Below are 23,516 nucleotides of genomic sequence, written 5' to 3'. Positions count from 1 at the left end.
ACGCACCCTTATACAGGACTCGTTTTTACGTGAGAGAGCTACCCGCCTGCGCCATGCATTGTCGGTAGTGACGTCGTGCCCGACCGGCAAAGATCGTGTCAGGCCGGCCATATCCGTGTTGCTCAGCCGCGCTGAGATCGGGCCGACCCGGCGCCGCCCAAATGCGTTCAGAGGCGTCGGGACAATCGGTCGACCGCGGCGGCCTGAGAGCCGCCCCGACATGTTCAGCGAACAAGACCATAGAAACAGGATTTGTTGTGACACCCTCGGACACGCTCAATCATCTCTTCCCCGAACAAACAGGAGACGCGGGATCGTGCAGATCTGGCGCGGGCGTACTGCACGAAAGCCCTGACCCTGCTCCCGTCGAATACCGGACGGCCACGGACCTTGCTGCCGCGCTGGTGGCCCGCAAAATTTCATCCCTAGAACTGGTCGAGAATGCCATCGCCCACATCGAAGCAGTCGATGAGAAGATCAACGCCGTCGTGGTGCGCGATTTCGACCGGGCTCGCTACGCCGCACGCTTGGCGGATGCCAAACTCGACCGGGGAGAGCGCGCTCCGCTGCTCGGCATTCCGATAACGGTCAAAGAGCACTTCCACGTTGCGGGGCTGCCGACGACTTGGGGAAATCCGGCCTATCAGGAATGGCGATCGAACATTGATGCTCTCGCGGTTCAGCGGTTGAAGGCTGCCGGGGCGGTTCTCCTTGGCAAAACCAACGTGCCGGACCAGAACGGAGACTGGCAAAGCTACAATGACAACTATGGAACGACCAACAACCCCTGGAACCCAGCATTTACTCCAGGCGGGTCGTCCGGCGGAGGGGCTGCGGCACTCGCTGCCGGTTACGTCCCGCTGGATCTTGGGTGGGACGGTGGCGGGTCATTGCGGACGCCAGCGCATTTTTGCGGAGTATTCTCACACAAGGCGTCACTCAACCTCGTGCCTCTGCGTGGCTTGAGCCCTCCGGATGCGCCCATCGTTCCGCGCCGCGACGAGGGGGCCGCGATCGGCCCAATGGCGCGTGGCGCAATCGATCTGGAATTGGCTTTGTCAATCATCGCCGGACCTGACGAACTGTCGGATGGCGTTGGTTATAATCTTTCGCTGCCGCCGGCACGTCATGCGCAGCTCGCTGATTTCCGCGTGCTTGTCATCGACCAGCATCCGTTATGCCCTACCTCCGATAGCATTCGCACGGCATTGAATGACATTGGCGACCGACTTTCCAAGACCGGTTGCATCATTCTGCGCCATAGCCCGAAACTTCCGGATCTGGCACTCACATCCCAAGTATTCGAGAAGCTCAGTTTCGCCAAGCGAAGCGCGAAGCTGCTGCCAGAAGAACGTACCGAAATTGAGCGGCAGGTGCGGGAATTGGCCCCGCACGATCACAGTCTGGTCGCCTGCATGTTACGCGGTTACCTGATGAGCCACGCCGAGTGGGCGGCGCTATGCCAGCTTCGAGATGACCTGCGAGCCCGATGGCAGGCCCTGTTCGAGGATGTCGACGTGGTATTGTGTCCGCCATCCTCCGTCCAGACCTTCAAGCATGACCATTCGCCGGTGCTTTCCCGCAAAATAGAAATCAACGACACGTCAAGGCGCTACCGCTGTGATTTACATGCCTGGGCCGGTATCGCCAATATGATTGGGCTACCCTCAACGACCATGCCCATCGCGGAGAGCAACGGTCTGCCGATCGGTATGCAAATCATGGGTGGCTTTCTAGAAGACCGCACAACGATCGGTTTCGCTGCGCTTGTCGAACGAGAGTTCGGCGGGTTTAGGCCACCGCCGGCCTAGCCGGACGGGGCGGAAATTCGTGAGTTTTCCACTTTGCGTCGACGTGTTCAGTTCCCGGATCGGTGGCGTGGCCGACGATCCGGCGGAGGTTAGCTCAGGGTGAAGGGTGGCCCATCCGGACGCTGGTGTGACCCGTCTGTGAGAGCATGAAGAACTGTGTGGCAGTGTGCCAAAGCTCGCCTGAACGAGACATAGGCTGATGGGAAATTTTCGATGAGGCCCTCAGTATTGAAGCCGACACGCAAGAGAGAAAGTTCGCCCGCGGCGACGGGCCAATCCTCTCGGACCGGCAGGCATTCCTTAGCGAACGAGAGGAAACAACGATGAATTCCACCAGCGTCTGGACAGACATCGATCTGGAGCGCGAAGGCCGCTCCCAAGGGTATATCCGAGTACCTTATTCGGGCAACGACACCGGCCACGGCTGGATCCCTGTGCCGATCGTCGTTTTCAAGAATGGAGAGGGACCAAGCGTTCTTTTGATGGCCGGTAACCACGGTGACGAATACGAGGGCCAGGTCCTCTTGATGAAACTCGTGCAGAACCTTTCGGTCGACAAGATTCGGGGAAGGCTCATCGTCTTGCCTGGCGTGAATTCGCCAGCCGTGGCAGCCGGTACGCGGCTTTCTCCTGTCGACGACGGCAATCTTAATAGGCTGTTTCCGGGCGACCCGGACGGCACGCCGACCCAGATGATCGCACATTACATTGACAGCGTTCTGCTGCCGCAGGTCCGCTATTGCTTCGATTTTCATTCAGGCGGCTACGCCTCGGAATTCATGCCAATGGCGCATCTCGCTGCACCGGCCGACCCTGAGTTGCGTGCCGAGGCGATCGGCTTCCTCAAGGCCTTCGCCATGCCCAATTCGATCCTCGTCGAAGGACTCATCGGTGGGGGAAAACGTCTCCTCGGGTCGTGTCGGCGACTGGGGATCGGTCACATGTCGACAGAGCTTGGTGGTGCCGGGGCCTTTTCCATTGAGGCATACCGCGCCGCCGAACGAGGGTTGCCCCGGCTCTTGCACCATGTCGGCGTGCTGTCCGACGTGGACGAGGAGGCGCCGCCGAAAACGCGCTTTTTCGTTCGCCAACCGATGCGGGATTTCGTCTTTGCCGAGGCGACAGGCGTCTTTGAAGCTTATGTCGGACTAGGCGAGACGGTGCAAGCTGGTGCGCCGGCCGGAGCTATCCATTTCACCGAGACGCCGTGGCGCAAGCCCCATCCCGTCGTTTTTACAAGCAGCGGAACAGTCTTGTGCAAGCGCAGCCCCGCACGCACCAAGATCGGCGACTGCCTGTATGTGATCGGAGCCGCGCTGGACGATGAATGATCGCGCGAATGCTGCAAACGACGTTCTCACGCCGCCTCGTCTGCAGCGGTCCGATGGCGCAGGCGATCAATGCGATACCGAAGGAAGAAAGAACATGACGACGATCGACCCAGACATGTTAGCGGCGATCAAGAAGCACAAAGAACTTCAAGAGGGTGACGGTGGGGTTCCCGATACGCTGATAGAGAACCGCCGGCAGCAGGATCGTTTGGCTCCATATTGGTCCGATGGAGCACCGGCCGTCGCGAATATTGAGGACCGGAGGATCCCCATTCTGGGGGGAGATCGAGAGATCCGCATCTACCGGCCTCACAATGTGAAGTCAGATGCGGTCATTCTGTTCTTGCATGGCGGCGGATGGGCAAGGGGAACGATTTCGACAGGGGACTGGCCATGCCACACATTTGCGGCAAAGACCAGTCTTGCCGTCGTCTCACTTGCCTACAGTCTTGCGCCGGAAGCTCCATTCCCTGCCGCGATCAACGATATCCGTGCTGCGATGGACTGGTGCGCAGAGCATGGCGATGAGCTCGGATTTGACGGACATCGCATTTTCCTGACGGGCACCTCCGCCGGCGGAAATCTGTCTCTCACAGGGGCACTGGCAAGACGCGATCACCGTGAGTTCATGCCGATCGGGCTTGGGCTGCTGTTTGGGGCTTTTGGGGACAACCTGGAGACCGATAGCTACAAAGAGTTCGGTCCCGGTCAGTTTGGCCTCTCCTGTGCCAGGATGAAGCAATATTTCGAATGGTATGTGCCGGCCGGAAATACCTCTCGTGACCCGCTGATTTCTCCGCTCCATGCGGATCTGTCCGGCCTGCCGCCAACCTTTATCGGCGTTGCGGAATTCGATGTCCTTCGTGACGACTCTTTCTTGCTGGCAGGCAGACTCGCTGCAACGGCAACGTCTCTGACTGTGCGTCATTATGAAGGCCTTGCTCATGGCTACGCGATGTTTGCCCGGAACATCCCTGCGGCGCGCCGCGCCTTGTCGGACACGGTGGCCTTTTTCCGCGAAATCGCTTCAGCCCCCCGTGGCCAATGAAGTGGAGGGGCAACGATGCATGATCTTGAAGCCTTTTCGCGCGGTCTTGCATTGGCAGGGCAAGGGGTAAGCGATTGTCATGTCCATATCTTTGGATCGAGCCGCGATGAATCAGCCCCCCGTTTTCCGCATCCGGAAGAGCCCGCAACGTTGGCGGATGTCGAAGAGCTCAGCGCACCGCTCGGCGTTCGGCGATACGTACTCACTCAGCCCAGCTTTCTCGGCTTCGACAACAGCCTGATAATGAGCGCGCTTGAGGCACGCCCTGGCGATCTCCGGGGAGTGGCCTGGCTGGCGCAGTCCGAACCTCCTGCCTCAATCGCCAAGCTCGCGGCGAAGGGCATCGCCGGATTGCGTTTCCCCCTGAAATACTCCGACTGCGTTCCCGACTGGTCTGCGTATTCGGATCTTGTCGTGGCCGCCGCGCAGAGCAATGTGCATGTCGAGCTTAACCTGACAGGTCGCGCGCTCGTACAGGCCATTCACATGGTCCTTGAGCATGACGGACAGGCGGTCCTGGCCCATCTTGGCATGTTCGATCGCGAGCTGGGTCCCGATAACGATCCCGTATTCGATGCAGTCATGGAAGCCGCGCAGACGCGGCGCGTCTGGATAAAGCTGTCCGCCGCGTATGCCTATCAGAAGGCTCACGCGGATCGTGCCTGCGAACGCATTCTCGATTGCGTTGGGCCAGATCGCGCAGTTTGGGGATCAGACTGGCCGCATGTCGGTCCAGGGCTCGACCGGCGAAGCACATATGTACTGACTTTGAATTGGCTTCTGAGCATTGCAACCGATGAGGCCATGCGTCGGCAGATTTTCGTGAAATCGCCAGAGAAACTGTACGGCTTCACGCCTGCCGATGAGCTCCCAACACCAACCCAATCTCAAGAAAATGGAAGAGCAACATGACCAACGCAGATTGCATCCCACCCACGCCGATTAGTCTCGAGCGCTCGACTCCGCCCGCTTCGGCATATTTGAAAGCTGCGGTCCAAGAAGGGCTGCAGGCGCTCAGCGAATTGCCGCAGGTTGACAACGTTTTGAGGATGCACCGGTTTTCCGGCACGGAAGAGGACAAGTGGACAGCGGCAAAGTGGCTGGCCGCTCGCTTCGAAACTTCCGTGGATCCGAAACGCATCATCCTTACCAATGGCGCTCAGAATGCCATGGTTCTTGCGTTGGCCTCCATTGCGGGACCGGGCGACACGGTCCTCATGGAGCCGCTGAGCTACCACGGCTTCCGAAAGCAGGCGCATCTTCAGGGTATTCGTACCGAATTCATTGCCATGGATGATGACGGCGCCGAACCGGAGGCGTTCGAGCGTGCGTGCCGTGAGTTCAAACCCAAGGCGCTGTTTCTGATGCCCACTGTTCACAATCCGACGACCATCGTCATGTCGCGGCAGCGTCGGGAGGAGATCGCCCGGATCGCGCGCAAATACGGGGTCGGAATTATCGAGGACGATGTCTACGGTCTTCTTCCGCAGGGTGTTCCGGTGCCCTTCGGGGCATTGGCTCCGGAAATCACCTGGCACATCACAAGCTTCGCCAAATGCGTCGGGGCAGGCGTGCGAGTGGGTTACCTCGTAGCGCCTGATGACAAGACAGCGCGAAAGACATGGGATCGTTTCTACGGCATGTCTTCCTGGTACCCGGCGTCGCTTTCGGTGGAACTGCTGAACCTTTGGCTTGCGAATGGTGCGATGGCCAAAATGGTGTCAGGTGTGCGCGAAGAGGCCATCGCCAGACAAAAAATCGCGGTGGAGTGTCTCGGTGATGTTCCGTTTCAGACGCGGGATGATGCGCTCTTTCTTTGGGTCAATCTTGAAGGGATCATCGATCAGGATGAACTGGTCGCTGAGTGCGCCTCCAGGAATGTGATCATCAGGCCCGGCAGGCTGTTCGCAACGGACCCCCAACATTCTCCAAACCGTGTTCGCCTGGTGATCGGCAGCCCGGATAGCCGCAATGACCTGAAAGCGGCCATGACGGTGATCGGAGAACTGCTGCAGTCCGCACGTGGAGCAAGGGCGGCGAGGCTCGCACGGGATTTCGCCAGGCCCGGTTCGGCGGCGCAGGCTTCGTCGCCTGCGCCATATCCGAACGTTCGAAACTAGGCGCAGGGGTGCGGATTGCCGGCCCGCCGTCGTTGAAGAGCGGGAGTCCACGACGGTTGTCGGCAGATGCGACTGCCAGCGTCGACCGAAGCGTCAATCATCATCAAAATTCAAAGCTGACAATTGGAGATGACCTTGAGTCGGATGAAAGTCGCGGTTCTCGGACTGGGAGCCATGGACAGTGCCGCCGCGGCAGTTTTAGCACATCGCGGCTGCGAAGTGATTGGTTTCGAGCAATATTGGCGCGCGCACAACCAAGGCTCAAGCCATGGTGACACGCGCGCAATTCGTAAGGCTCATGTACGGAAAGAGCAGTATGCACCCCTCGTGCTACGGCGCCGGTTGGAGCAGGACACCGGTGCCGAGCTCCTGCGCGAGATCGGCGGGTTGGTTGTTGCGCCATCCGATAGCCGAACGCTGACACGGTCGATTGCCACTGCGACCAAATATGAAATCCACTTTGAGATTCTGGAACCTTCAGAAGTAACGCGCCGTTGGCCGACGATGTATCCTCCCGCTGGAACGGCGGCATTCTTCGAGTGCAGCCAGTCGATCATGCCGCCGGAAAAGACTGTTGCAACCCACGTCGAAATGGCCATTCGGGATGGTGCCAAGCTTCACTTAATAAACCGGTGGTTTCATGGAGGTGCACGTCGCAGGGCGTCGAAGTCTCCACTGGTGAGAAGACTTTTCAGGCCGACAAACTTATCATCGCCGGTGGCGCCTGGTCCGAAAGCCTATTCGGCAACGCGTTTCCGATTAAGGCCGAACGTCTGTTCCAGGTCTGGGTCGAGCCGGAAATTGACGCTGCGGCTTTTTCGGCCAGCCCACCACCCGCGTTGGGTGCTCGAGAACGCCCAGGGGAGGACAGCCTACGCGTTCCCGATCCTTGAAGGTCAGGATGCAATTAAAATGGCTTTCACTGCTGGAACTCCGTCCGACCCCGGTCAACTGGAGAGGGCTGCGTTCCCTGGAGAGGTGGAGGCCCTCGTCGACTTCATGGCAGAACTCGTTCCCTCTATCCGAGGCAGAAGCGCTGCTCGTGTTGCGGCATGCTTTTCGGGCAAGGCGCAGGATGACAACTTCATCATCGGGCCTCATCCAGAATCCGATAACGTCATCGTTGCGGCCGGGTTTGGGAGCCACGGCTTCAAGTTTGTTCCGGTGCTTGCGGAAATTCTGGCTGATCTTGCCCTGGATGGACGGACAAGAAGAGGTGTCAGCTTGTTCGATCCAAGGCGCTTCGGCCGTCAAGCTTGAGTGACGGGAAGTCCCTAATGAATACTTCAGCTTACAGGTTCCTGATCGTAAGTTTTGACGGTTTGCGTCCCGAGCTCGTCTCGCCCCAACTAACGCCGAACCTCTACCGCTTGCAGTCCTTGGGCGTGACGTTGTCAAATCATCGCACGGTCTATCCCAGCGAGACCCGTTCGGCCTTCCCGAGCCTAGTGACTGGCGCGACAACCGGTCGGCACGGCATGGTGGGCAACAAATATGTCGACCGCTCGGTCTCGCCACCGCGCTATATCGACACGGCCGACGCGGTGCTCCTGCGCAGCCTCGACCTGGAAAGCGGTGGCCGCTTGATGTCGGCGCCGACAGTTGGCGAAATCCTCGCATCGGCCGGACGCAGTCTTGCCGTGCTCGCGACCAACACGCCAGGCACGACGCGCTTCTTCCACCATAAGGCGGAGGATTTCGGGCACGTCCGCCTCTCGGGTCATTTCCGCGAGGCCTGCACGCCAGACGAAGTATTGGCGGAAGCCGAAGCCGGCGTCGGTCCTCTGCCGGCGGAGCCGCCGAAAGTCGAACCTGATACGGCCGGGCAGGACTGGATCACCTCCGCGTTTCTCCAGGTGGTCTGGCCGAAACATCGGCCGGATGTCACAATCCTCTCCTACGGCGAGCCAGACATCACCTCGCATTTTCACGGCACGGGCGCCTCGCCGACACGCGGCGTCATCGCCCATTGCGACCGACAGTTTGGCCGTGTGCTCGACTGGTGGGAAGCGGAGGGACGCGCTGAAGGCGTGCAGATCATTGCGATCTCGGACCATGGTCACATCACTGGTCATACCCGTGTTTCTGTGATCGACAGCCTGCAAGGAGGGGGATTCAAACCGGGAACAGCACCTGCGCCGGATGTCGATGTAGTGGTCGTTCCGGGACAGGTCGGCGCGCTCTATCTTTCCGATCCGAGCAAGGAACAGATTGCTCGGCTCGTGGCGGCGATCACGGGCGAGCCGTGGTGTGGGCCGATCTTCACACGTGCGAAAAACGAATCCGAGGGCATCACGCCGGGCAGCCTCGGCAATCATCTGATCTTTGCTGATCACCCCCGCGCACCGGACGTCTCCTTTTCCTTCCGAGCAGATGACGGCGTCGACCTCTTCGGCCTCTCAGGTCGCACGTTCTATGACAACGACCGCCGCACGGGCCTGGGCGTACATGGCGGTCTTCATCCGAAAGAACTGGCCGCCCTCGGCATTGTTGCCGGCTCGGCCTTTCCCGCGCAGGGGTCCGTTTCAAAGGTCCCGTCGGGCATCTGCGATTTCGCTCCGACCCTTCTGCACATTCTTGGGATTGCACTGCCCGAAAGCATGAGCGGGCGCGTCTTACACGAGGTTCTGGAACATGGATCGAAGTTGGCCCCGAACATCCGCAATGAAGCCTTCACAGCAAGGCTAGGCAGTTTCAGGCAAGTTCTGCGCCGTGTTCACGTTGGAGGCGCCACCTATATCGAGAGCGGCACGGCGGTAGGGTGAGCGACCTAGAAGAACTCGAGTAGCCGTTCCCGAAACCGGAATCAAGGCGACGCCTCGATTGAAGTTGCAACAATAGAGTTGAGGCGCAGGGAGGATTGGTGCCCTGTTGGAGCGAGAATGGCGAACTGTTCACAACTGTTCCGCCGTCTCAGACTGTTAGGCTCACCTTGTAGTCGGTCAGGAAATCCTGAAGGGTCAAGATATGCTCCACCCATCTGGTGTTGTCGGTTGTGTTGAGCAATGCGCGGGAGCCATCCACGGACAGCAGCGGTGCCACCGCCGCGCTGCGGTCATTCAGGAGCGCGGCGAACTGGGCGCGCAGCATTCTGTCGTAGTTCGGATCCTGGATAGCCGGGTACCCGCTCTTGACGCGCTGCACCACGGACTGCGGCAGTAGGTCCGCGGTCGCGGCCCGCAGGAGGCTCTTCTCGCGCCTGTCGAAAGTCTTGTGCGACCATGGGGCTCCGAACACGTACTCAACGAGGCGGTGGTCGCAGTAGGGAACCCGCACCTCGAGACCCCACGCCATGCTCATCCGGTCCTTGCGGTCGAGCAATCTCGGGAGGAAACGCGTGAGAGAGAGGTAGCAGACCTCTCGCATGCGACGCTCGTGCGGATCGGCTGAGGTCGGCCCGGTCAGGGCGGGTACTTCCGAAAGTGCCCTGCGGTACTGCTCGTCGAGGTACCCGGGGAGGTCCAGTTTCTCGAGAAGGCCTGGATCTAGGTACTGCCGGCGGATATCAACGTCCAACCAGGGAAACGTGTCGGCCTGAACGCGCGCGGCATCGTGGAAGTACGAGTAGCCGCCGAAAATCTCGTCGGCCGACTCCCCGGACAGAACCAACGTCGAGTGTTGCCGGATTGCCCGGAACAGCAGATAGAGCGAGCTGTCTTTGTCGCCCAAAGTGAACGGTAGGTCACGGGCGCGGAGTGTGCTGGCCCGCACGTCAGGGTCCATGAGTTCGTCCGCGGACAATGTGATGTCCGCGTGGTCGGTAGCAATGAACTTCGCAACCTCCTGCACGTACGGCCCGTCGGGTGTGGTGCGCCTTGGGTGGGCGGTGAAGTTCTCCGTGTATCCGACGAAGTCGACAGCGAAGGATCGGATCCGTTCGCCGCTGAAGCGTGCCGCGAGGGCGGTCAAAGCCGAGGAGTCAAGTCCGCCCGACAAGAGCGTACCCAGCGGCACGTCTGCGATGAGCTGGCGCTGGATCGTATCCTCGAGCAACTCGCGGACGCGCCGAACGGTGGTAGGCACGTCGTCGGTGTGGCCACTGTCGGTGAGCTGCCAGTAGCTCATCTGATGGATGCCGTCGCGGGTCACGCGGACGATATGGCCGGGCGGTACCTCACGCATACCGCGAAACACGGTATTATTCGGGTCCGCGATGAAACTTAGGGCGCGCCGAAGCCCGTCCGCGTCCATAACCCGTTCTGCGAGATCATTGGCAAGGATCGCCTTTGGCTCGGAACCGAACAACACTCCATGCTGGGTGGGATAGTAGTAAAGCGGCTTGATGCCGAGCCGGTCGCGTACGAGAAGTAGCTCGCGCTTGGCGGTGTCCCAGAGTGCGTAGGCGAACATCCCGTTGAGTTCGCTCACCGCGGTGCTGGGGTCGCGTCGGCCCCACTCCCTGTGGGCGTGCAGCACCACCTCTGTGTCACTGCACGTGTCGAACCGATGGCCGAGGGCGACGAGCCGTTGACGCAGCTCGCGATAGTTGTAAGTCTCGCCGCTGTAGACGAGCACCAGTGTAGATCGGCCGTCCTCCTCGAGCGTCATCGGCTGGCGACCGCCCTCGAGATCGATGACCGCAAGGCGGCGGTGTCCCAGCGCCGCGGTCCCGTCCATCCAAGTTCCCTGGTCATCCGGACCGCGGCAGGCCATGGTAGCGGTCATATCGGCAAGCTCCCGTCGCGCCTCGGGATCCCCTAGGTCACGATCGAAGTCAATCCATCCACAGATACCGCACATGTTTGGCTCCTTGGGTTCGGCAATTGTCGCGCAACTTCGGGGGCTCAGAGGCATCGAAGGCCGCGAACACATGATAGTCCTCGTGACCGTCACATCGGCTCAATCCAAGTAGATTCGATGAATCGTGACGGGTTTCCAACAAACGCTGCCCCTAGCACACACTCCAGGCAATGCTTACCGACCTTTTCTAGTAGGCTAAGATTGGCTTTAGATGCGCTGATTTCCGCCCTCATACAAAAACGGGCTGCTTGAGATCTCTGACATACAACGCATGTAAGCCGACACCGGTGATGTCGAAAGCCTCGCCCAAGGCTCGAAAGCCATTCCCGAGGTAAAACGCTTCAACCGACGTGCGCCCATAGCACCAAACCCTTGTGCCGTTCCTCGCCATCACTTCTGCCAGACTGCCTTCCATAAGTTGCCCACCAATACCGCGCCTTTGTTGATTCAGTTCGGTGGCCATGCCGCGCAACCGCCAAGTACGACCCACGTCTTTGCTGTCGTCCTTCATCGGTTCGATCAAAAACGAAACCACCGCTACAAGCTGGCCGCACCGGAACGCCCCCATGTGAAAAAAGTCGGACGTCGGATGGAACGGGAATTCCCAGCCAGGGATACCGGGACGCAGCACTCTCCTTCTAAGGTCCGCTCCTTCTTCCAGAGGGATGAGCCGTAAGTCGAATTTAGCGGTCGGGGTGTGCGGTGCTGCGGAGTTTTCGCAAGGCATGGTTCTGCTCTACAATCTTCTTTTCTCTTCGTCTCCAAATTTATTGCTAAGAGGGAATGTATTGCGAAACGATTGTCAGCGCGTATTCCAGCAAGTCCACTGTCTCTGGATTTCCTATACCGATTCGGATCGCCTCAGGAGGCTCAAAGCTTTGAGATGCATATGAGTTACTGGCGGCGACCTGTACGCCATCGTCTTTGATGGCGTCCTCCAATTCTCGACTGGATGTGCCTTCGGTTAACGGCAACCATACATGCAGGCAGCCAGGATCCGTGACATAATGGCAATTGCGAAGGATCTGGTCGAGAAGTCTGTGTCGGCTGCGTAGCTCGTTCCTCACCGCCGACAAGACCGCCTGATCGTCGCCTCGGCGAATGAAACCGGACATCAAGGCAGCGCTCATCGGCGTTGCCATCCAATAGGTCGCACGAACTCCCGGCCAGAACACGCGGGCAGCTTCGTCCGTTGTAGGAGCGACGAGATACGCCAATTTCAGCCCGGCTGCGAAACTTTTCGCTGTTCCCAAGAGGTACCAGGATAGTTCCGGCGCCATTGCTGAGATCGGCGTCAAGGGCGACGGGCTTAGAAGGCTATAGACGTCATCTTCAATGATTTTGACGCCATAGCGCCTGGCGATCTCCGCGATAAGCGCGCGGCGCCCCAAAGACATCGTGATGGTTGTGGGATTCTGATAGGTGGTCAAAAGATAGATCGCGGCGGGTTGTGCTTCTTTGCAAACATCCTCGAACGCATTCGGCTCAACACCGTCGGCATCGATGGGCACGTCAATAACCGGAATTCCGTAGCGCTCGGCAAAAGTTCGTACCGGCGGATAGGTCATTTGTTCTACGACAAGCGCTCGACCTCCAGGGATAATCCCGGGGAGGATCATATGCATGGCCGCTTGTGTACTGTGGGTCAAAACAACCCGGCCCGCATGCGGTTGTGTTCCTAATCGGCGGCCCGTGAATTCGGCTCCTCTCGACCGATCCTCGTCGGTGCCTGTCCAACGATGTGTCTTTACAAGGCTGGAGGGCGACACGGTCAGAAACAGTTCCGCAAGCACATCCTTGAAGATTTGATCAAAAGGCTGGGGAACAGGAGGGGGATGGTTGAGATTAAGTCGGATCAATCCATTCTCATCGACACACCTGTCGACCAGCGATCCAGATTGGACGTTTATCCTATTCATTTCCTAGACCTCCCGTCTTCAATGCTCACCAGCTTTCATTATCAGCCGCATTAGGTGAGACAGACTCTCTCGTGCCAAAACAGCAGAAGTCCAGACCGCAAGGGCTGTTGCGACCGGAATTGCCCGGCCCCGTATCGCCGGCACCTTAACCGCGCTAGTCACGTGCAGCATGGCGAGGGCGATGAAGGCGATCGCGAAGACTGGCGGAAACGACGCAACCGGGAAAACTGGCCGCGCCATCAGCAGGATCGCGACCAACGGAGTATCATAGGAGACAGGAATGCCGGTGAACTTGGCATCCGACGTCAGCCCGAAATTCTCGAAATAGCTGAGGCGGATGGCGCCGGCCATGATGAGGGCGAGAATGGACACGAATGACAGAACGCTCCCGTTCCCAACAAGTACGACAACGACGGACGGAAATAGAACGCCGTGGATGAAGTCGCCGAAGCCATCGAGACATTTTCCGAAGTCCGCAGCTCCTGGACGGCGGCTGTCCTTCGTCTTGCGGGCGACATGACCGTCCCAGTGGTCCAGGAACCACATCCAGAGCATTGATGCGGTACCGAGCTCGATTCGCCCGTTCAGCGCTAGGAAAAGTCCGAGGATCGCGAAGACATAGCCCGCTGCTGTAATGGCATTGGCGTAGTCTCGAAGGTAGATCAGCATGGGCGTACTTTCTTGACAAAGCTCTTGGCGGCGGCACCGGGCGCCGTCGGTCCGCAAGTGGAAAGGATGGGCGTGCGATCTCCATAGTTGATTCCGGAGAGCGAACGCCGCTCGCTGCTTACCTTTGTCAACCCGGCCTCCAATGGCTTCGATCAGGAGCCGCCTGACGGCTTTTCAGGCCCTTGAGTGCAGCGACGACTTTCTCCAACGCCGGTTCGAGTTCTTCCGGTGGCGCTCCGAATGAAAGCCGCAGTCCTGCCTCGTCGCCGAACGTGGTTCCGGCGACCGAAGCGACACCTGCTTCCTCAAGAAGGATGCGGGCAATATCATCTACCGTCCGAATTGAGGTCGTCCTTGGCAGGTTGCCGAGAAGGGGCGCGAGATCGAGATAGAAGAAGAACGAGCCATCGGCACGGGGTGGCGCGACGTCCCCCAGCTTAGAAAGAATACTTAGCCCCGCCTTCCGCGCAGCGGCGAGGCGCTTATGCACCTCCCGCTCATAGCTGCCGTCGCCGACTTCGAGGTGATGCAGTATGGCGTGTTGAGCAATCACATTCGCATTCGATGTCGTAAGGCTCTGAAGCTTCTTGGCCGCAGCGACGATTTCCGGTGGTGCCGCGAAATAGCCGAGACGCCACCCGGTAATGGCCAACTCTTTGGAGAACGCGTTGACTAGGATGGTTCGCGAACGAATGCCCGGATGAGCCATGGTAATCGACTGATGACGATCACCGGTGAAAACAAAATTGGAATAGCATTCGTCGGAAAGGATCCAAAGATCATACTTTATTGCGAGATCACCGATGGCCTGGAGGGTCGCCCGGTCATACACCGCTCCCGTCGGATTATTCGGCGAGTTGATGATAATCGCCGCGGTCTTTGATGTTACGACGCCACGGATGGCGCGGATTTCGGGAACATAGGAAGGCGGCCTGGCGTCCACGAAGACAGGCTTTGCGCCCGCCAGAAGGATCTGCGATGCGAATGTCGGCCAGCAGGGACGAACAACGATGACTTCGTCGCCTGGATCGAGGAGTGCCAAGGTGGCATCAAGCAACCCCTGTTTCGCACCTGCAGTGATGACGATGTTGTCGGTATCCCAGGCAAGCCCGGTTTCGGTCGACAGCTTCTCGGCAACGGCTCTGCGGAGGGACGTCAGGCCAATGGATTCAGTGTAACGGTTTGCACCGGCATTTATGGCGGCGATCGCGCCTTCGCGAACCGAGGCCGGTGGCTCGGTGATCACCTCGCCGGCGGCCAGGTCCACAATCTCGCGACCTTGAGCTGCCGCTGCCTTGGCTGCTTCCCGAGCTGCCGCGGTCCCTGATCCGGAAAGGAGCGAAATTCGTTGCGCCAACATGTCTGTCTCCTGTCTGTTGTCCGCCTCTGCCACGCCTCAGCCTGCAGAACCGCTCGCTGCCAGGAGCTGGACTGCCGTCAGGCCCTCTGGCGCGAAGATCCTTTCGGCGATCAGAAGATCCTCCTCGCTGTCGATCTCGTACCATTTGAGATCGTCGCACCGGGCCGCCGCGATCTGCAGGCCCTTCTGCTGAACCAACTGAGACAACAGCTCTTCGGTGTAGGATTTGACGGCGCCGGCGCCGATGAGAGCATCGAGATGCGGGATGATTGTCGTGCGCAGATCCTCGCCGGAAAGGCGGATGAGGTTAATGGTCTTGAACAGCTGCAGCGAACCGTCCGTCAGGTTTGCAGCGGTCTGTCCCATCCGCACTTCGGCGATGTAACCGCGATCCGTCAGGACCACGGCGGAACCTTCCATCGATGCGCCGAACGGGGCGACGGCTGCTACATTTTTTGCCTCGCTCATTGCGAGGCAGTGAAGCGCGTCCGGCTCGAAAAAGACATCACCTTCGAGAAGATAGGTATCGCCCATCAAGAGGGCGTGGCGCGCCAGCCAGAGCGAATAGGCGCTACCGGTTCTGTCGAAAACATCCGATTCGACATAACTGATGTCGAGACTTCCGAAGCAGTTGCCGCAGGAGTATTCGATTGCGTCCTTGCGATAGCCGACGACGATAGTGACTGCTTCCACACCAACCATCTCGAGGTTTCGCAGCGCGTTATGGAGGATCGGAGTGCCATTGACTTCAACCAGGGGCTTTGGCCGCAAGTCGGTCAGCGGTCGCAGACGCGACCCGAAGCCAGCGGCGAGAATGACGGCTTGCCTTGGATAGTTGTTGGTCATGGGTTATCCCTTGGTGCGATGCTTTGGCGGACTATTCGTAGTTGCCAGGCGCTGAGGCCAGCAGCGAGCCAGCGAAGGCCATGTTGGGGCCTTTCGGCGGAATGCCATCGAGATGCGCAGCCCGTGGGCTGATACAGCCCGAGCGGGTGTTGCGATCAAAGCCGTTCGGATGGCTTCGATCGGCCCTCCCCAAATCGTCGGGACCAGATCGCTCCAGATTTCGCTAGCCGTCAGATTGACGATCTTCCGGCCGGCGTCGCTGGCAGCCTTGGCGGTGGCGCCCGCCGCCGCCGTTCCCGAGGATTTTAACAAGCGTGTCCGTTGCGCCAGCACGGGCGCCTCCTGCGTTTGCAAATTGCACTTTCAAGTCGACCGATCGTCTCCGGTCGCTCATGCGGCACCGTTTCCGGTCTTCGGCTGAAGATAATGCGTCTCGGCGGCGGCGAGCTCGTCATAAGCCATCAATTCGAATAGCTCTTCTAGCGGGGCGACATCCGGCTCGATGCCAGCTATGCCTTCCTCGCGAATGATGCGATTGCAGATGTCGCGCATGGCGGCGATCGCAGCGCGCAAATTGTGGTTTGCCCAGATCACCGTCGAGATACGTGCGGCGCGATATTCGGCGACCGGCGTGCGGTAGTATTTCGTCGGCACGATCACAACAGGAAGGCGGTTCTGCCAGGCTCGCGCGAAGGTGAAGATCTCCTCCGCGTCGGACTTGCGGGAGTGGATCAGGATCGCATCGGCGCCGGCGTCCGCGTAGGCGTGCGCTCGTGCAAGCGCCTCGTGCTGACAATATCCGGCGATCAGCGCCTCGGTTCGAGCGACGAGAACGAACTCTGGATCCGGAACCTGGTCCTTGACGGCCTTAAGGCGACCGCAGAACTCGCCAATCTCCGCCAGCGTATGGCGGTCGCCGACGAAGGAGTTCATCTTCGGAAACGCGGTGTCTTCGAGACAAACGCCGCTCGCGCCATGCTGCCGCAGCTTGCGAGCGACCAGACGGGCGTTGTTGAAATTGCCAAATCCGCTGTCTCCGTCGACGAGGATTGGAATTTCCGCTGCGTCCGCAATCCGTTCCACTACGTCGACCACCTGGGTCCAAGAGGCCTCGTTCGCATCGCGGTAGCCGAGGCTGGAGGAGATCGAGAGGCCGGACGCCCAAAGCGCCTTGAAACCGGCCCGCTGCGCGATCGCTGCGGAGAGCGCGTCATGGGCTTCCATAAGGAATGACGGTTCGTCACGGCTGCAAATGAGGTCACGAAGCGTAGATATATCTGCGTCCGCTTTGCCGCCCGGATTCCGCGGGTGATGCCCTTTTTCCGATAGTATGCGCACCCGACGCAGATCTGACATGCTTGCTTTCCTCCCTTAGTTCCATCGATCGCGATATCAACCACGACATGAAATCGCTCGGCAGCTTCTGCTGCCTTCAGGAGGAAGCATCAAAACCCATGCCAACTGCGCAGAAAAAGCCTCAGAAAAGGGTGTCCCCGATATTCAATGACTTGAATGATGGTCCAACGAAGCCAAGCCGAAAAGCCCCGTGTCACAGACTCGACAAATCTGGCAACAGTGTCGATTGCCCGACGTCTTCCCAGCAATGGCGGACAGAATTCCTCCGTGGAAGGCGGAACTCATGCGTCATTCGGACCGCTTTCCGCGTTGTCCAATGTCCGCCATGTCATGGCTTCTCCCAAATTCGCTGTAATCAGTCCGGTTCCAGAGACTGGGTCCGCAATCGGGCAGGTGCCCTGTCATCTCTGTCGACAGGGTGATTGACACGATGGAGGAGGCGACCTTGACACACCTTCCGTTCTGACCAAACGCCGTTCCCTTATAGGTTTGCGCTCCGTCAAGGTAGGCCAATTTGCGAGAGCCATGGTGACCTTGCCCCCAATTTCTATCCAGTTTTGAGTTCGTTTCCGGCGTGGGTTGACGTGCTCCCCATCTTTGGATCGCCCCGGGCAGGAACTTCCGGGGGTGATGGCTCAAGGCGGAGCGGGCGAGCGCAGTGCTGTTCGCCGATGCCGCGGGCGCTGTGGTACTCGCCCATCCAGCGATCCCACCCACGGCATCCTCGGCTCTTCCTTTGCTTCCGATGGGTCCGCTTATGGCCTGATTCATATCCCGGCGGGCGGCAGCAACCGTCCCTTCACGCAGCAGATCGACATCGCCGAAACCCGCATGACCATTACCAACGGCCGCGAGGTCTTCGCGAAGGCGGTCGAGATGATGAGCCGCTGTTCGAACGAGGCGCTGGCGGCAGCCGGTCTTTCGGCGCCGGACGTCGCTCGCTTCGTGCCGCACCAGGCGAATGCCCGCATCTTCAACGCGGTCGGCAAGTCGCTCGGCATCGACGACGAGCGCATCGTCAAGACCATAGCCGAGTACGGCAACTCGTCGGCCGCAACGATCCCGCTATCGCTGTCGGTCGCGCATGGCGCCAATCCCTTTCAGCCAGGCGAGAAACTGCTGCTGCCTGCAGCCGGCGCCGGCTTGACAGGCGGTGCACTGGTGGTCGGCATTTAACCGGCGGATCCCCGTCAACCCGGTGCGCCGGCAGCGCCATACAAATCCAATCTCAAGGTTTGATTCAAGATGACGAAGCCCTGCCTCGTATTCCGGCCAGTTCGTCACCCTGGTGCCAAAGCGGCGTCTGTCGATAGCAGCAGCAAGCTACTTACGGTGCGTAGCATCGACTTGTTATTATTGTAACGCTTCATGAGTTAGATATCCAATTCAAGAGTGGACCCGAGCGAAAGCTACAAGGGGATCTCCGTCAGCGATGGGTTGCATGCCACGCGACGTAAATAAGCTGAAAGTTCCTCACCATTTCGGCGGGACATGATCGGGAATACGGTTGCTTACCACATTGTTTCTCCCAGTCTGGCAGCTCGTCGGATCGGCCAACGTTGCGTCTTCGCCGGCAGCTCTCTAGCAGCCACAAATCGCAAAACCCATGCCAGTTTCCTGACTTGGCTCGAAAACATAATTTTCTCACTGCTCTTCTTCAGCTATTTATGTCAGGGCGAAACAAGAGAATGGCCAAATATTTTGTCGGGGATCAAACAAATCCGACATGGTCGAAGCGCGTGCTTCTGACATCCTCGACGGATGTTCCGAGCCACATATGCAATGGCGCGTCCTCAGTGTACCGGCTATTGACATAATCCCGCATGCGGGATCGGGCGTTTGGTCAGAACCGGAAAGGCGCTTCGTCGACGCACTCAAAGCGAGAAAGAAGGGTGGCGGCCCGCCGGAACAGGCGCTCCGGTTCTTCGAACAGCTCTATCGGGTTGAAAGGCAGGCGCGGAACGAAATCCCCGATGACGGCGAAACGCGAGATGAGTGCATTCGCCGCTTCCGCCAGCAACATAGTGTCCCCATCCTCCATGCTCTCAAGGCATGGCTCGACGACATCGCCCCAAAAGTCTTGCCCGGACAGCAAGCTCGGCGACGCCGTCTCCTACGCCCTGAACCAATGGGAATATCTGACGCGTTACACCGAGGACGGCAGCATGCCGATCGACAACAACCTTCTGGAGCGGGACATCAGGACTAGTATCGGAGGATGATGGCAACCGGTGGGTGTTCCGCCATCCAACGATTACCGACGCCTTCGCCACCCTCGTCGCAGCCTCGCCCGAACTGGTGGAGCTTTATGCTCACGGCGCTAAACTCGACCGCCTGCTCGGTGAAGTCGCGTGTAATTCAAAGGCAGCAGAAGACGGGCGGATCCGGGTCCCTCCCGCTCTCTACCCGGGGCTCATCGAGCGGCTGAAGGCCAGCCCTTTGGATAAATCGTTGAAGTCTTTCCTAGGCGCACGCTGCGAAAGAGCCTTTCTTGTCATGGTACTCGAGGCCCGGCCAGACATTTTGGAGTGGGCCGCACGGGCGCCTGCGAGCGGTCAGGCGCTTGGCGGAAAACTCCTGGTCGTCTGGCGTCGTGGGACCTGCTGCCGGAGGAAGTGCGCCAGAGAATGGTGGCGGACATCCGCGAGCAATCGATCACTTGGCTGGACGCCAAGCCGCTGACGGACACATTGCTCCGACAGATATTCAAGGATGCTGAGTTCGCCGACTACGCCGAGGGCGTTTCGTAAGTCGATTTTCCTCCGACGACGAGGCGGGCATGTACAAGGAATTCAAGGAAAATCTGAAGGTCGCGCAGGCCTACTTTGAGCTGAAAAGCGACGACTCTTTTGACGAACTTTACGCCGAGATCGACGCCCACATCGAAGAACTTGAGTCCCTGCAATCGGCTCCGGATAGCTCGGCCCGGAGCCCCACCTCGATGAAGAAATCGGCAGTACTGCCCTCTGACGGACCTGGCTTAATTTTCCACGACGTCGACAGCTAGGCGGTCAGTTTGCCGGATCGGGTTTCGCAAGAGGCGTGATCGCAATCGAGCGTGTTGGTGACGATGCGTTGCCTTCTGGTTAAGGAGCATTCGTCAATGTCCGACGACTGTGGCAATGGCTGAGCGGCGATCAACGCTCACGCAGCAGGCATCTACGGCCAAGCCGCATTTCCTTGACGATCTAGCATGGGAAGAAAATGTGTTAGCCGTCAGTTTTCAGAACTGGTCCGCCGTAAAATATCGTCGGTACTGACATTCCACAATTGAGCTTTCGAGAGGATGAGCCGGCGAGCCAAACTTTGAACGTTGAAAACCTCATAAGGGCCAAGGAATTCAGAGGAATCGCTGAATCCATGTGCCGTCATGAAATTTCGAATGAAGCTACTGGTGTGGAGTGCGTCGGGGATTGTCAATTCGATATCACGAACAACTTGGCCGTCACCGTACGGAGTCGGCACTCCAAGCGTTGGCTTGATGCTATCTTCCGACTTGGATTTCTTGCCCCTCACGATCCAATTCACCTTTTGGTCAACATCTATCCCCGCGTCCTGGAGTCTATCCAAAATATCTTTCAACACGGCAGTGTTCCACTCGCCTGCCAGAAACCGCACTTTAGCTGGGCTCGACTTCACTTGGAGTTTGATCTCTTCAATCGCTGAGAAGGCAAGATTGATTGCTATCGAGGTGTTTACGTGAGCTGAGTGGAGCTCGGAGTGTTTGTCGAATATCTGGCCGTACCTAGGGTGAGTTGACCACCACGTGATGCTCTCCGTTTCGAAACTTCGCGATAGTTTATGGATTGCATACACCAGACGTCTGTCCTGCCACGCAGTTGCAGCCAACGCCACTGCAAGCGGGAAGTCAGAATCATGGTTGAATTGCTCAAAGAAACCAAGACTCCGAAACATATCGCGGAAAACGCCTGTTTGTTCAGATGGATCGTCAGGCAGTTCAAAACCTTCGCGGAATGGGGCGTCTTGCTTGTAACTTCCCTCCATAACGTCGTTCGCCGCGCGGACCAGGCCAATAATGTTGTTGGCCGTCGTCTCGTCCGAATCGATGACCATTAGTTGGCCGGCTATAGAGCCGGTCGGCCGCATAGTGAGCGCGTCAGGATGCGAGATCTCTGTCACCCCATTTTTGTAAAACCAAAATCGTTCGGACGGGTCGGCAATAAAGCGAGTTTTCCAGCCCGCAGCGGAGCACATAAAATCGACGGCCTCGACGTGAGTGGGATTGAATACGAGGAAAGTGCAGTACGACGTCATCCTATTCCTACACAGTGAAGCCGGGCAAATTCTTCAAACGGATTATGATGAGACGTCCCGCGGGATCTTTCGTTGCGCATCTCTCGCAGAAGGTCATGCCCGTTGACGAGGAACGAACGTCCAGAGCGAGAGTGTACCCCTCTTGCCTTGCCATTCCCGACCCGCCGTGGTGAAGCCGGACCGCTTAAGATTGTTTCTCATGGTGTTGCTGTCGGTCGTGGCATAGGCAGGCTCGCGGAGCTCTTTGAGGATAGCGTCGACGAGGCCGCCGGAGAGCCCTTTGCCCTGCATCTCTTTGGCGATCACAACATATCCCAACTCCGGCGCGGTTTCGTAGCCTGCGATCGGAGCCGCGGCCGCGGCGAACGAATTTACCCGGTATCCTGGTTGGGGGTTTTTTAGTGTGGCGACGCCGACGATGCGGTCAGTCGCCTTGACGCGGAGTAGCGCCAGCGTCCGTGTCCGCCCCAGTCGCGCATCAATTTGATCCGGGGTGCCCTTGACGGCACCGCCCTTAATGACGAGTTGGGTCACCGACAGTCGGTCCTCCGAGTTGAGATCGCGGAAGACGCCGCACCACAGGTAAGTCTCGTTTTCGTCCATATAGAACGCTCGGCGAGTAAGAGGGTAATCCAGCCCGATGTTGGGCCCTCAATTGGGCTTTGGCTGGTAGTAGATAGCATCGAGCATAGCAACACGCACATCCCACAGCTCCATTTCCCATGTCGTGGGGCGCGGGGTGTTGTACCAAGGCGCCTGTTGGATGGGGTCGATCACCCGCTCCCAGTTGTTCTCGAGCTTAATGGTGGTGGGCGTAACGCGAGTGCGGTGGCGAGATCCTGCCGTGTTGCCACCGTTCACGCAGACGAAGAAGTCGGGGCGTTTCATTGCGAGGAGCCGGGTTGCCGGAGCAAGACGCGCGGTACGCGGGGATTGCGAGAAGGCAGCGGTGAATGCCGCGACGTAGTCGTCAAACTGCGCCTCCGTAACGTTCCCGCGCTTCGGGATTGCGTCGAGCGCTTTAGCCAGTGCCTTATTTTCCAGGCCAATCAGTTCGGCAAAGGTTCCCGCGCCACCCATTGATCCGAACCATCCCCAATCCAGACCGTCGAGGCTTGCCTCCTGAGCTTCCACGCGGCCAAGAACGCCCGCGACGCCCTTTGCTTCGGCGATTGACAGGTTGGCGAACGAAGAAGTCTTTGCGAAGATTTGTTGGATCGCGAGTACCAGTCTCAAACGCTTCTTGTAGTCATGATGCAGGTCCTGCTGAGCCAGCCTGGCAAACTCCTTCCATGGCATAGTCGCGAGAGGCGAATTAAAGCTTTTCCGGTGCTTTCCTTCATCCGGTAGCACTGGATTCTTGGGCCGCGGCGAACTGCTGGCGGCTCTCGATTGTCGACGATAGCTGTCAGCCAGTGGTTGGGTGATCGGAAGGCGCAGAGGTTTGTAGCGGTCGAGCTGGTCCCTAACTTGCTTGAAAAAGGGATCTTCAACCGCACCTCTGACGTGGACGCTTGCCTCCAGATTTGGCCCGAGGCACCCCTTGTGAAGTTGGGCACTGCCGACGATCGGTTCAGCAGTGGTACCGGACTCGAAATAGAAGATCTTGGGGTGGAAGCAACCTGGTCGATTCTTGACGACGAAAGCATTCGGGACATTGACGAGACGATCGATGAGGTCAGGATCTGTCGCGGAAAAGTCGACGCCGATGAGAATGGATTCAAACTTGGCGCTGTTCGCGAGAAGTGTATCGGCAACCGACGTGATTCCGCCCCAGGCGACAGCGAAAGAAATACGATCATGCTTTTGGATCAGCGCCGACAGCCAGCGCGAGTCGATTTCGCCTCCAACAGTGATACTTGCATGCCCCACGTTCCCCCTTGGCTATTTGAAGTGATCCCGGATCGGCGCACGATCTCACATCGACGCAGCATAACCCAGGCCATCGCTTGGAACGGAGCGGCGGAATCTGTTAAAATTGGTCGGTTAGGTGGCCTCGCCGAAAGCGAGGCTGCTGTGGAGGAATCCACGTCAACAATGA

General features: G+C 58.7%; 19 protein-coding genes and 2 pseudogenes. 11 read left to right on the top strand and 10 right to left on the bottom strand.

The window, feature by feature from the left end; all coding sequences use genetic code 11:
- The first annotated feature begins 161 nt into the window (after positions 1 to 161).
- The 7 genes from AC0L2A_RS10450 to AC0L2A_RS10420 all read left to right on the top strand — a co-directional run bounded on the left by AC0L2A_RS10450 (position 162) and on the right by AC0L2A_RS10420 (position 9,075).
- Positions 162 to 1,811, top strand: coding sequence for an amidase (locus tag AC0L2A_RS10450; protein ID WP_473608670.1), 1,650 nt, complete (start codon positions 162 to 164; stop codon positions 1,809 to 1,811).
- Between the two features lie 323 nt (positions 1,812 to 2,134).
- Entirely contained in the window at positions 2,135 to 3,142 is a 1,008-nt protein-coding gene (locus AC0L2A_RS10445; RefSeq protein ID WP_473608669.1) for a succinylglutamate desuccinylase/aspartoacylase family protein, read from the top strand.
- Positions 3,135 to 4,190 carry an alpha/beta hydrolase gene (locus AC0L2A_RS10440; protein WP_473608668.1) on the top strand — a complete coding sequence of 352 codons (1,056 nt, stop codon included), beginning with the start codon at positions 3,135 to 3,137 and terminating at the stop codon, positions 4,188 to 4,190. Before AC0L2A_RS10445 ends, AC0L2A_RS10440 begins: the two co-directional genes overlap by 8 nt.
- Before the next feature lie 15 nt (positions 4,191 to 4,205).
- Complete coding sequence (locus AC0L2A_RS10435; protein WP_473608666.1) at positions 4,206 to 5,102, top strand: amidohydrolase family protein; 897 nt, start codon at positions 4,206 to 4,208, stop codon at positions 5,100 to 5,102.
- On the top strand, positions 5,099 to 6,310 hold the full coding sequence (locus tag AC0L2A_RS10430) for an aminotransferase-like domain-containing protein (RefSeq protein ID WP_473608665.1): 1,212 nt from the start codon (positions 5,099 to 5,101) through the stop codon (positions 6,308 to 6,310). Before AC0L2A_RS10435 ends, AC0L2A_RS10430 begins: the two co-directional genes overlap by 4 nt.
- 129 nt (positions 6,311 to 6,439) lie before the next feature.
- Complete coding sequence (locus AC0L2A_RS10425; RefSeq protein ID WP_473608663.1) at positions 6,440 to 7,570, top strand: FAD-dependent oxidoreductase; 1,131 nt, start codon at positions 6,440 to 6,442, stop codon at positions 7,568 to 7,570.
- Positions 7,567 to 9,075 carry an alkaline phosphatase family protein gene (locus AC0L2A_RS10420; RefSeq protein ID WP_473608662.1) on the top strand — a complete coding sequence of 503 codons (1,509 nt, stop codon included), beginning with the start codon at positions 7,567 to 7,569 and terminating at the stop codon, positions 9,073 to 9,075. Before AC0L2A_RS10425 ends, AC0L2A_RS10420 begins: the two co-directional genes overlap by 4 nt.
- A 148-nt stretch (positions 9,076 to 9,223) precedes the next feature.
- Here the strand turns inward: AC0L2A_RS10420 and asnB are convergent, their stop codons facing one another.
- The 7 genes from asnB to aepX form a co-directional block, all read right to left on the bottom strand.
- Positions 9,224 to 11,050, bottom strand: coding sequence for an asparagine synthase (glutamine-hydrolyzing) (gene asnB / locus AC0L2A_RS10415; RefSeq protein ID WP_473608660.1), 1,827 nt, complete (start codon positions 11,048 to 11,050; stop codon positions 9,224 to 9,226).
- A gap of 229 nt (positions 11,051 to 11,279) precedes the next feature.
- Positions 11,280 to 11,681, bottom strand: a complete 402-nt coding sequence (locus tag AC0L2A_RS10410; RefSeq protein ID WP_473608659.1) for a GNAT family N-acetyltransferase — start codon at positions 11,679 to 11,681, stop codon at positions 11,280 to 11,282.
- A 142-nt stretch (positions 11,682 to 11,823) separates the two neighbouring features.
- Positions 11,824 to 12,969, bottom strand: a complete 1,146-nt coding sequence (locus tag AC0L2A_RS10405) for an aminotransferase-like domain-containing protein (RefSeq protein ID WP_473608658.1) — start codon at positions 12,967 to 12,969, stop codon at positions 11,824 to 11,826.
- An 18-nt stretch (positions 12,970 to 12,987) separates the two neighbouring features.
- On the bottom strand, positions 12,988 to 13,638 hold the full coding sequence (locus tag AC0L2A_RS10400) for a CDP-alcohol phosphatidyltransferase family protein (protein ID WP_473608656.1): 651 nt from the start codon (positions 13,636 to 13,638) through the stop codon (positions 12,988 to 12,990).
- A gap of 127 nt (positions 13,639 to 13,765) precedes the next feature.
- The gene (locus tag AC0L2A_RS10395; RefSeq protein WP_473608655.1) at positions 13,766 to 14,998 is read right to left on the bottom strand and encodes a pyridoxal phosphate-dependent aminotransferase; all 1,233 of its coding nucleotides are present in this window, start codon (positions 14,996 to 14,998) and stop codon (positions 13,766 to 13,768) included.
- A gap of 36 nt (positions 14,999 to 15,034) precedes the next feature.
- Complete coding sequence (locus tag AC0L2A_RS10390) at positions 15,035 to 15,844, bottom strand: phosphocholine cytidylyltransferase family protein (RefSeq protein WP_473608654.1); 810 nt, start codon at positions 15,842 to 15,844, stop codon at positions 15,035 to 15,037.
- 390 nt (positions 15,845 to 16,234) lie between these two features.
- The gene (gene aepX / locus AC0L2A_RS10385) at positions 16,235 to 17,200 is read right to left on the bottom strand and encodes a phosphoenolpyruvate mutase (RefSeq protein ID WP_473608652.1); all 966 of its coding nucleotides are present in this window, start codon (positions 17,198 to 17,200) and stop codon (positions 16,235 to 16,237) included.
- A gap of 640 nt (positions 17,201 to 17,840) precedes the next feature.
- On the opposite strand from aepX, the pseudogene AC0L2A_RS10380 reads away from it, so the two are divergent.
- The 4 genes and pseudogenes from AC0L2A_RS10380 to AC0L2A_RS10365 all read left to right on the top strand — a co-directional run.
- A pseudogene (locus AC0L2A_RS10380) lies at positions 17,841 to 18,376 on the top strand (3-oxoacyl-[acyl-carrier-protein] synthase III C-terminal domain-containing protein); the annotation flags it as partial.
- Between the two features lie 676 nt (positions 18,377 to 19,052).
- A pseudogene (locus tag AC0L2A_RS10375) lies at positions 19,053 to 19,404 on the top strand (IS66 family transposase); the annotation flags it as partial.
- Positions 19,405 to 19,827: 423 nt separating this feature from the next.
- A complete protein-coding gene (locus AC0L2A_RS10370; RefSeq protein WP_473608651.1) occupies positions 19,828 to 19,950 on the top strand; it encodes a hypothetical protein in 123 nt (40 codons plus the stop codon).
- Positions 19,951 to 19,979: 29 nt separating this feature from the next.
- Positions 19,980 to 20,207 carry a hypothetical protein gene (locus tag AC0L2A_RS10365; RefSeq protein WP_473608650.1) on the top strand — a complete coding sequence of 76 codons (228 nt, stop codon included), beginning with the start codon at positions 19,980 to 19,982 and terminating at the stop codon, positions 20,205 to 20,207.
- Between the two features lie 209 nt (positions 20,208 to 20,416).
- Here the strand turns inward: AC0L2A_RS10365 and AC0L2A_RS10360 are convergent, their stop codons facing one another.
- From AC0L2A_RS10360 to AC0L2A_RS10350, 3 genes are all read right to left on the bottom strand, one after another.
- The gene (locus AC0L2A_RS10360) at positions 20,417 to 21,475 is read right to left on the bottom strand and encodes a hypothetical protein (RefSeq protein WP_473608648.1); all 1,059 of its coding nucleotides are present in this window, start codon (positions 21,473 to 21,475) and stop codon (positions 20,417 to 20,419) included.
- Positions 21,476 to 21,568: 93 nt separating this feature from the next.
- A complete protein-coding gene (locus AC0L2A_RS10355) occupies positions 21,569 to 22,078 on the bottom strand; it encodes a GNAT family N-acetyltransferase (protein WP_473608647.1) in 510 nt (169 codons plus the stop codon).
- A gap of 48 nt (positions 22,079 to 22,126) precedes the next feature.
- A complete protein-coding gene (locus AC0L2A_RS10350) occupies positions 22,127 to 23,347 on the bottom strand; it encodes a hypothetical protein (RefSeq protein WP_473608645.1) in 1,221 nt (406 codons plus the stop codon).
- Positions 23,348 to 23,516 lie beyond the last annotated feature (169 nt).

Source organism: Mesorhizobium sp. WSM4844 (assembly GCF_055811775.1).
This window is presented reverse-complemented; position numbering and strand designations above follow the sequence as displayed.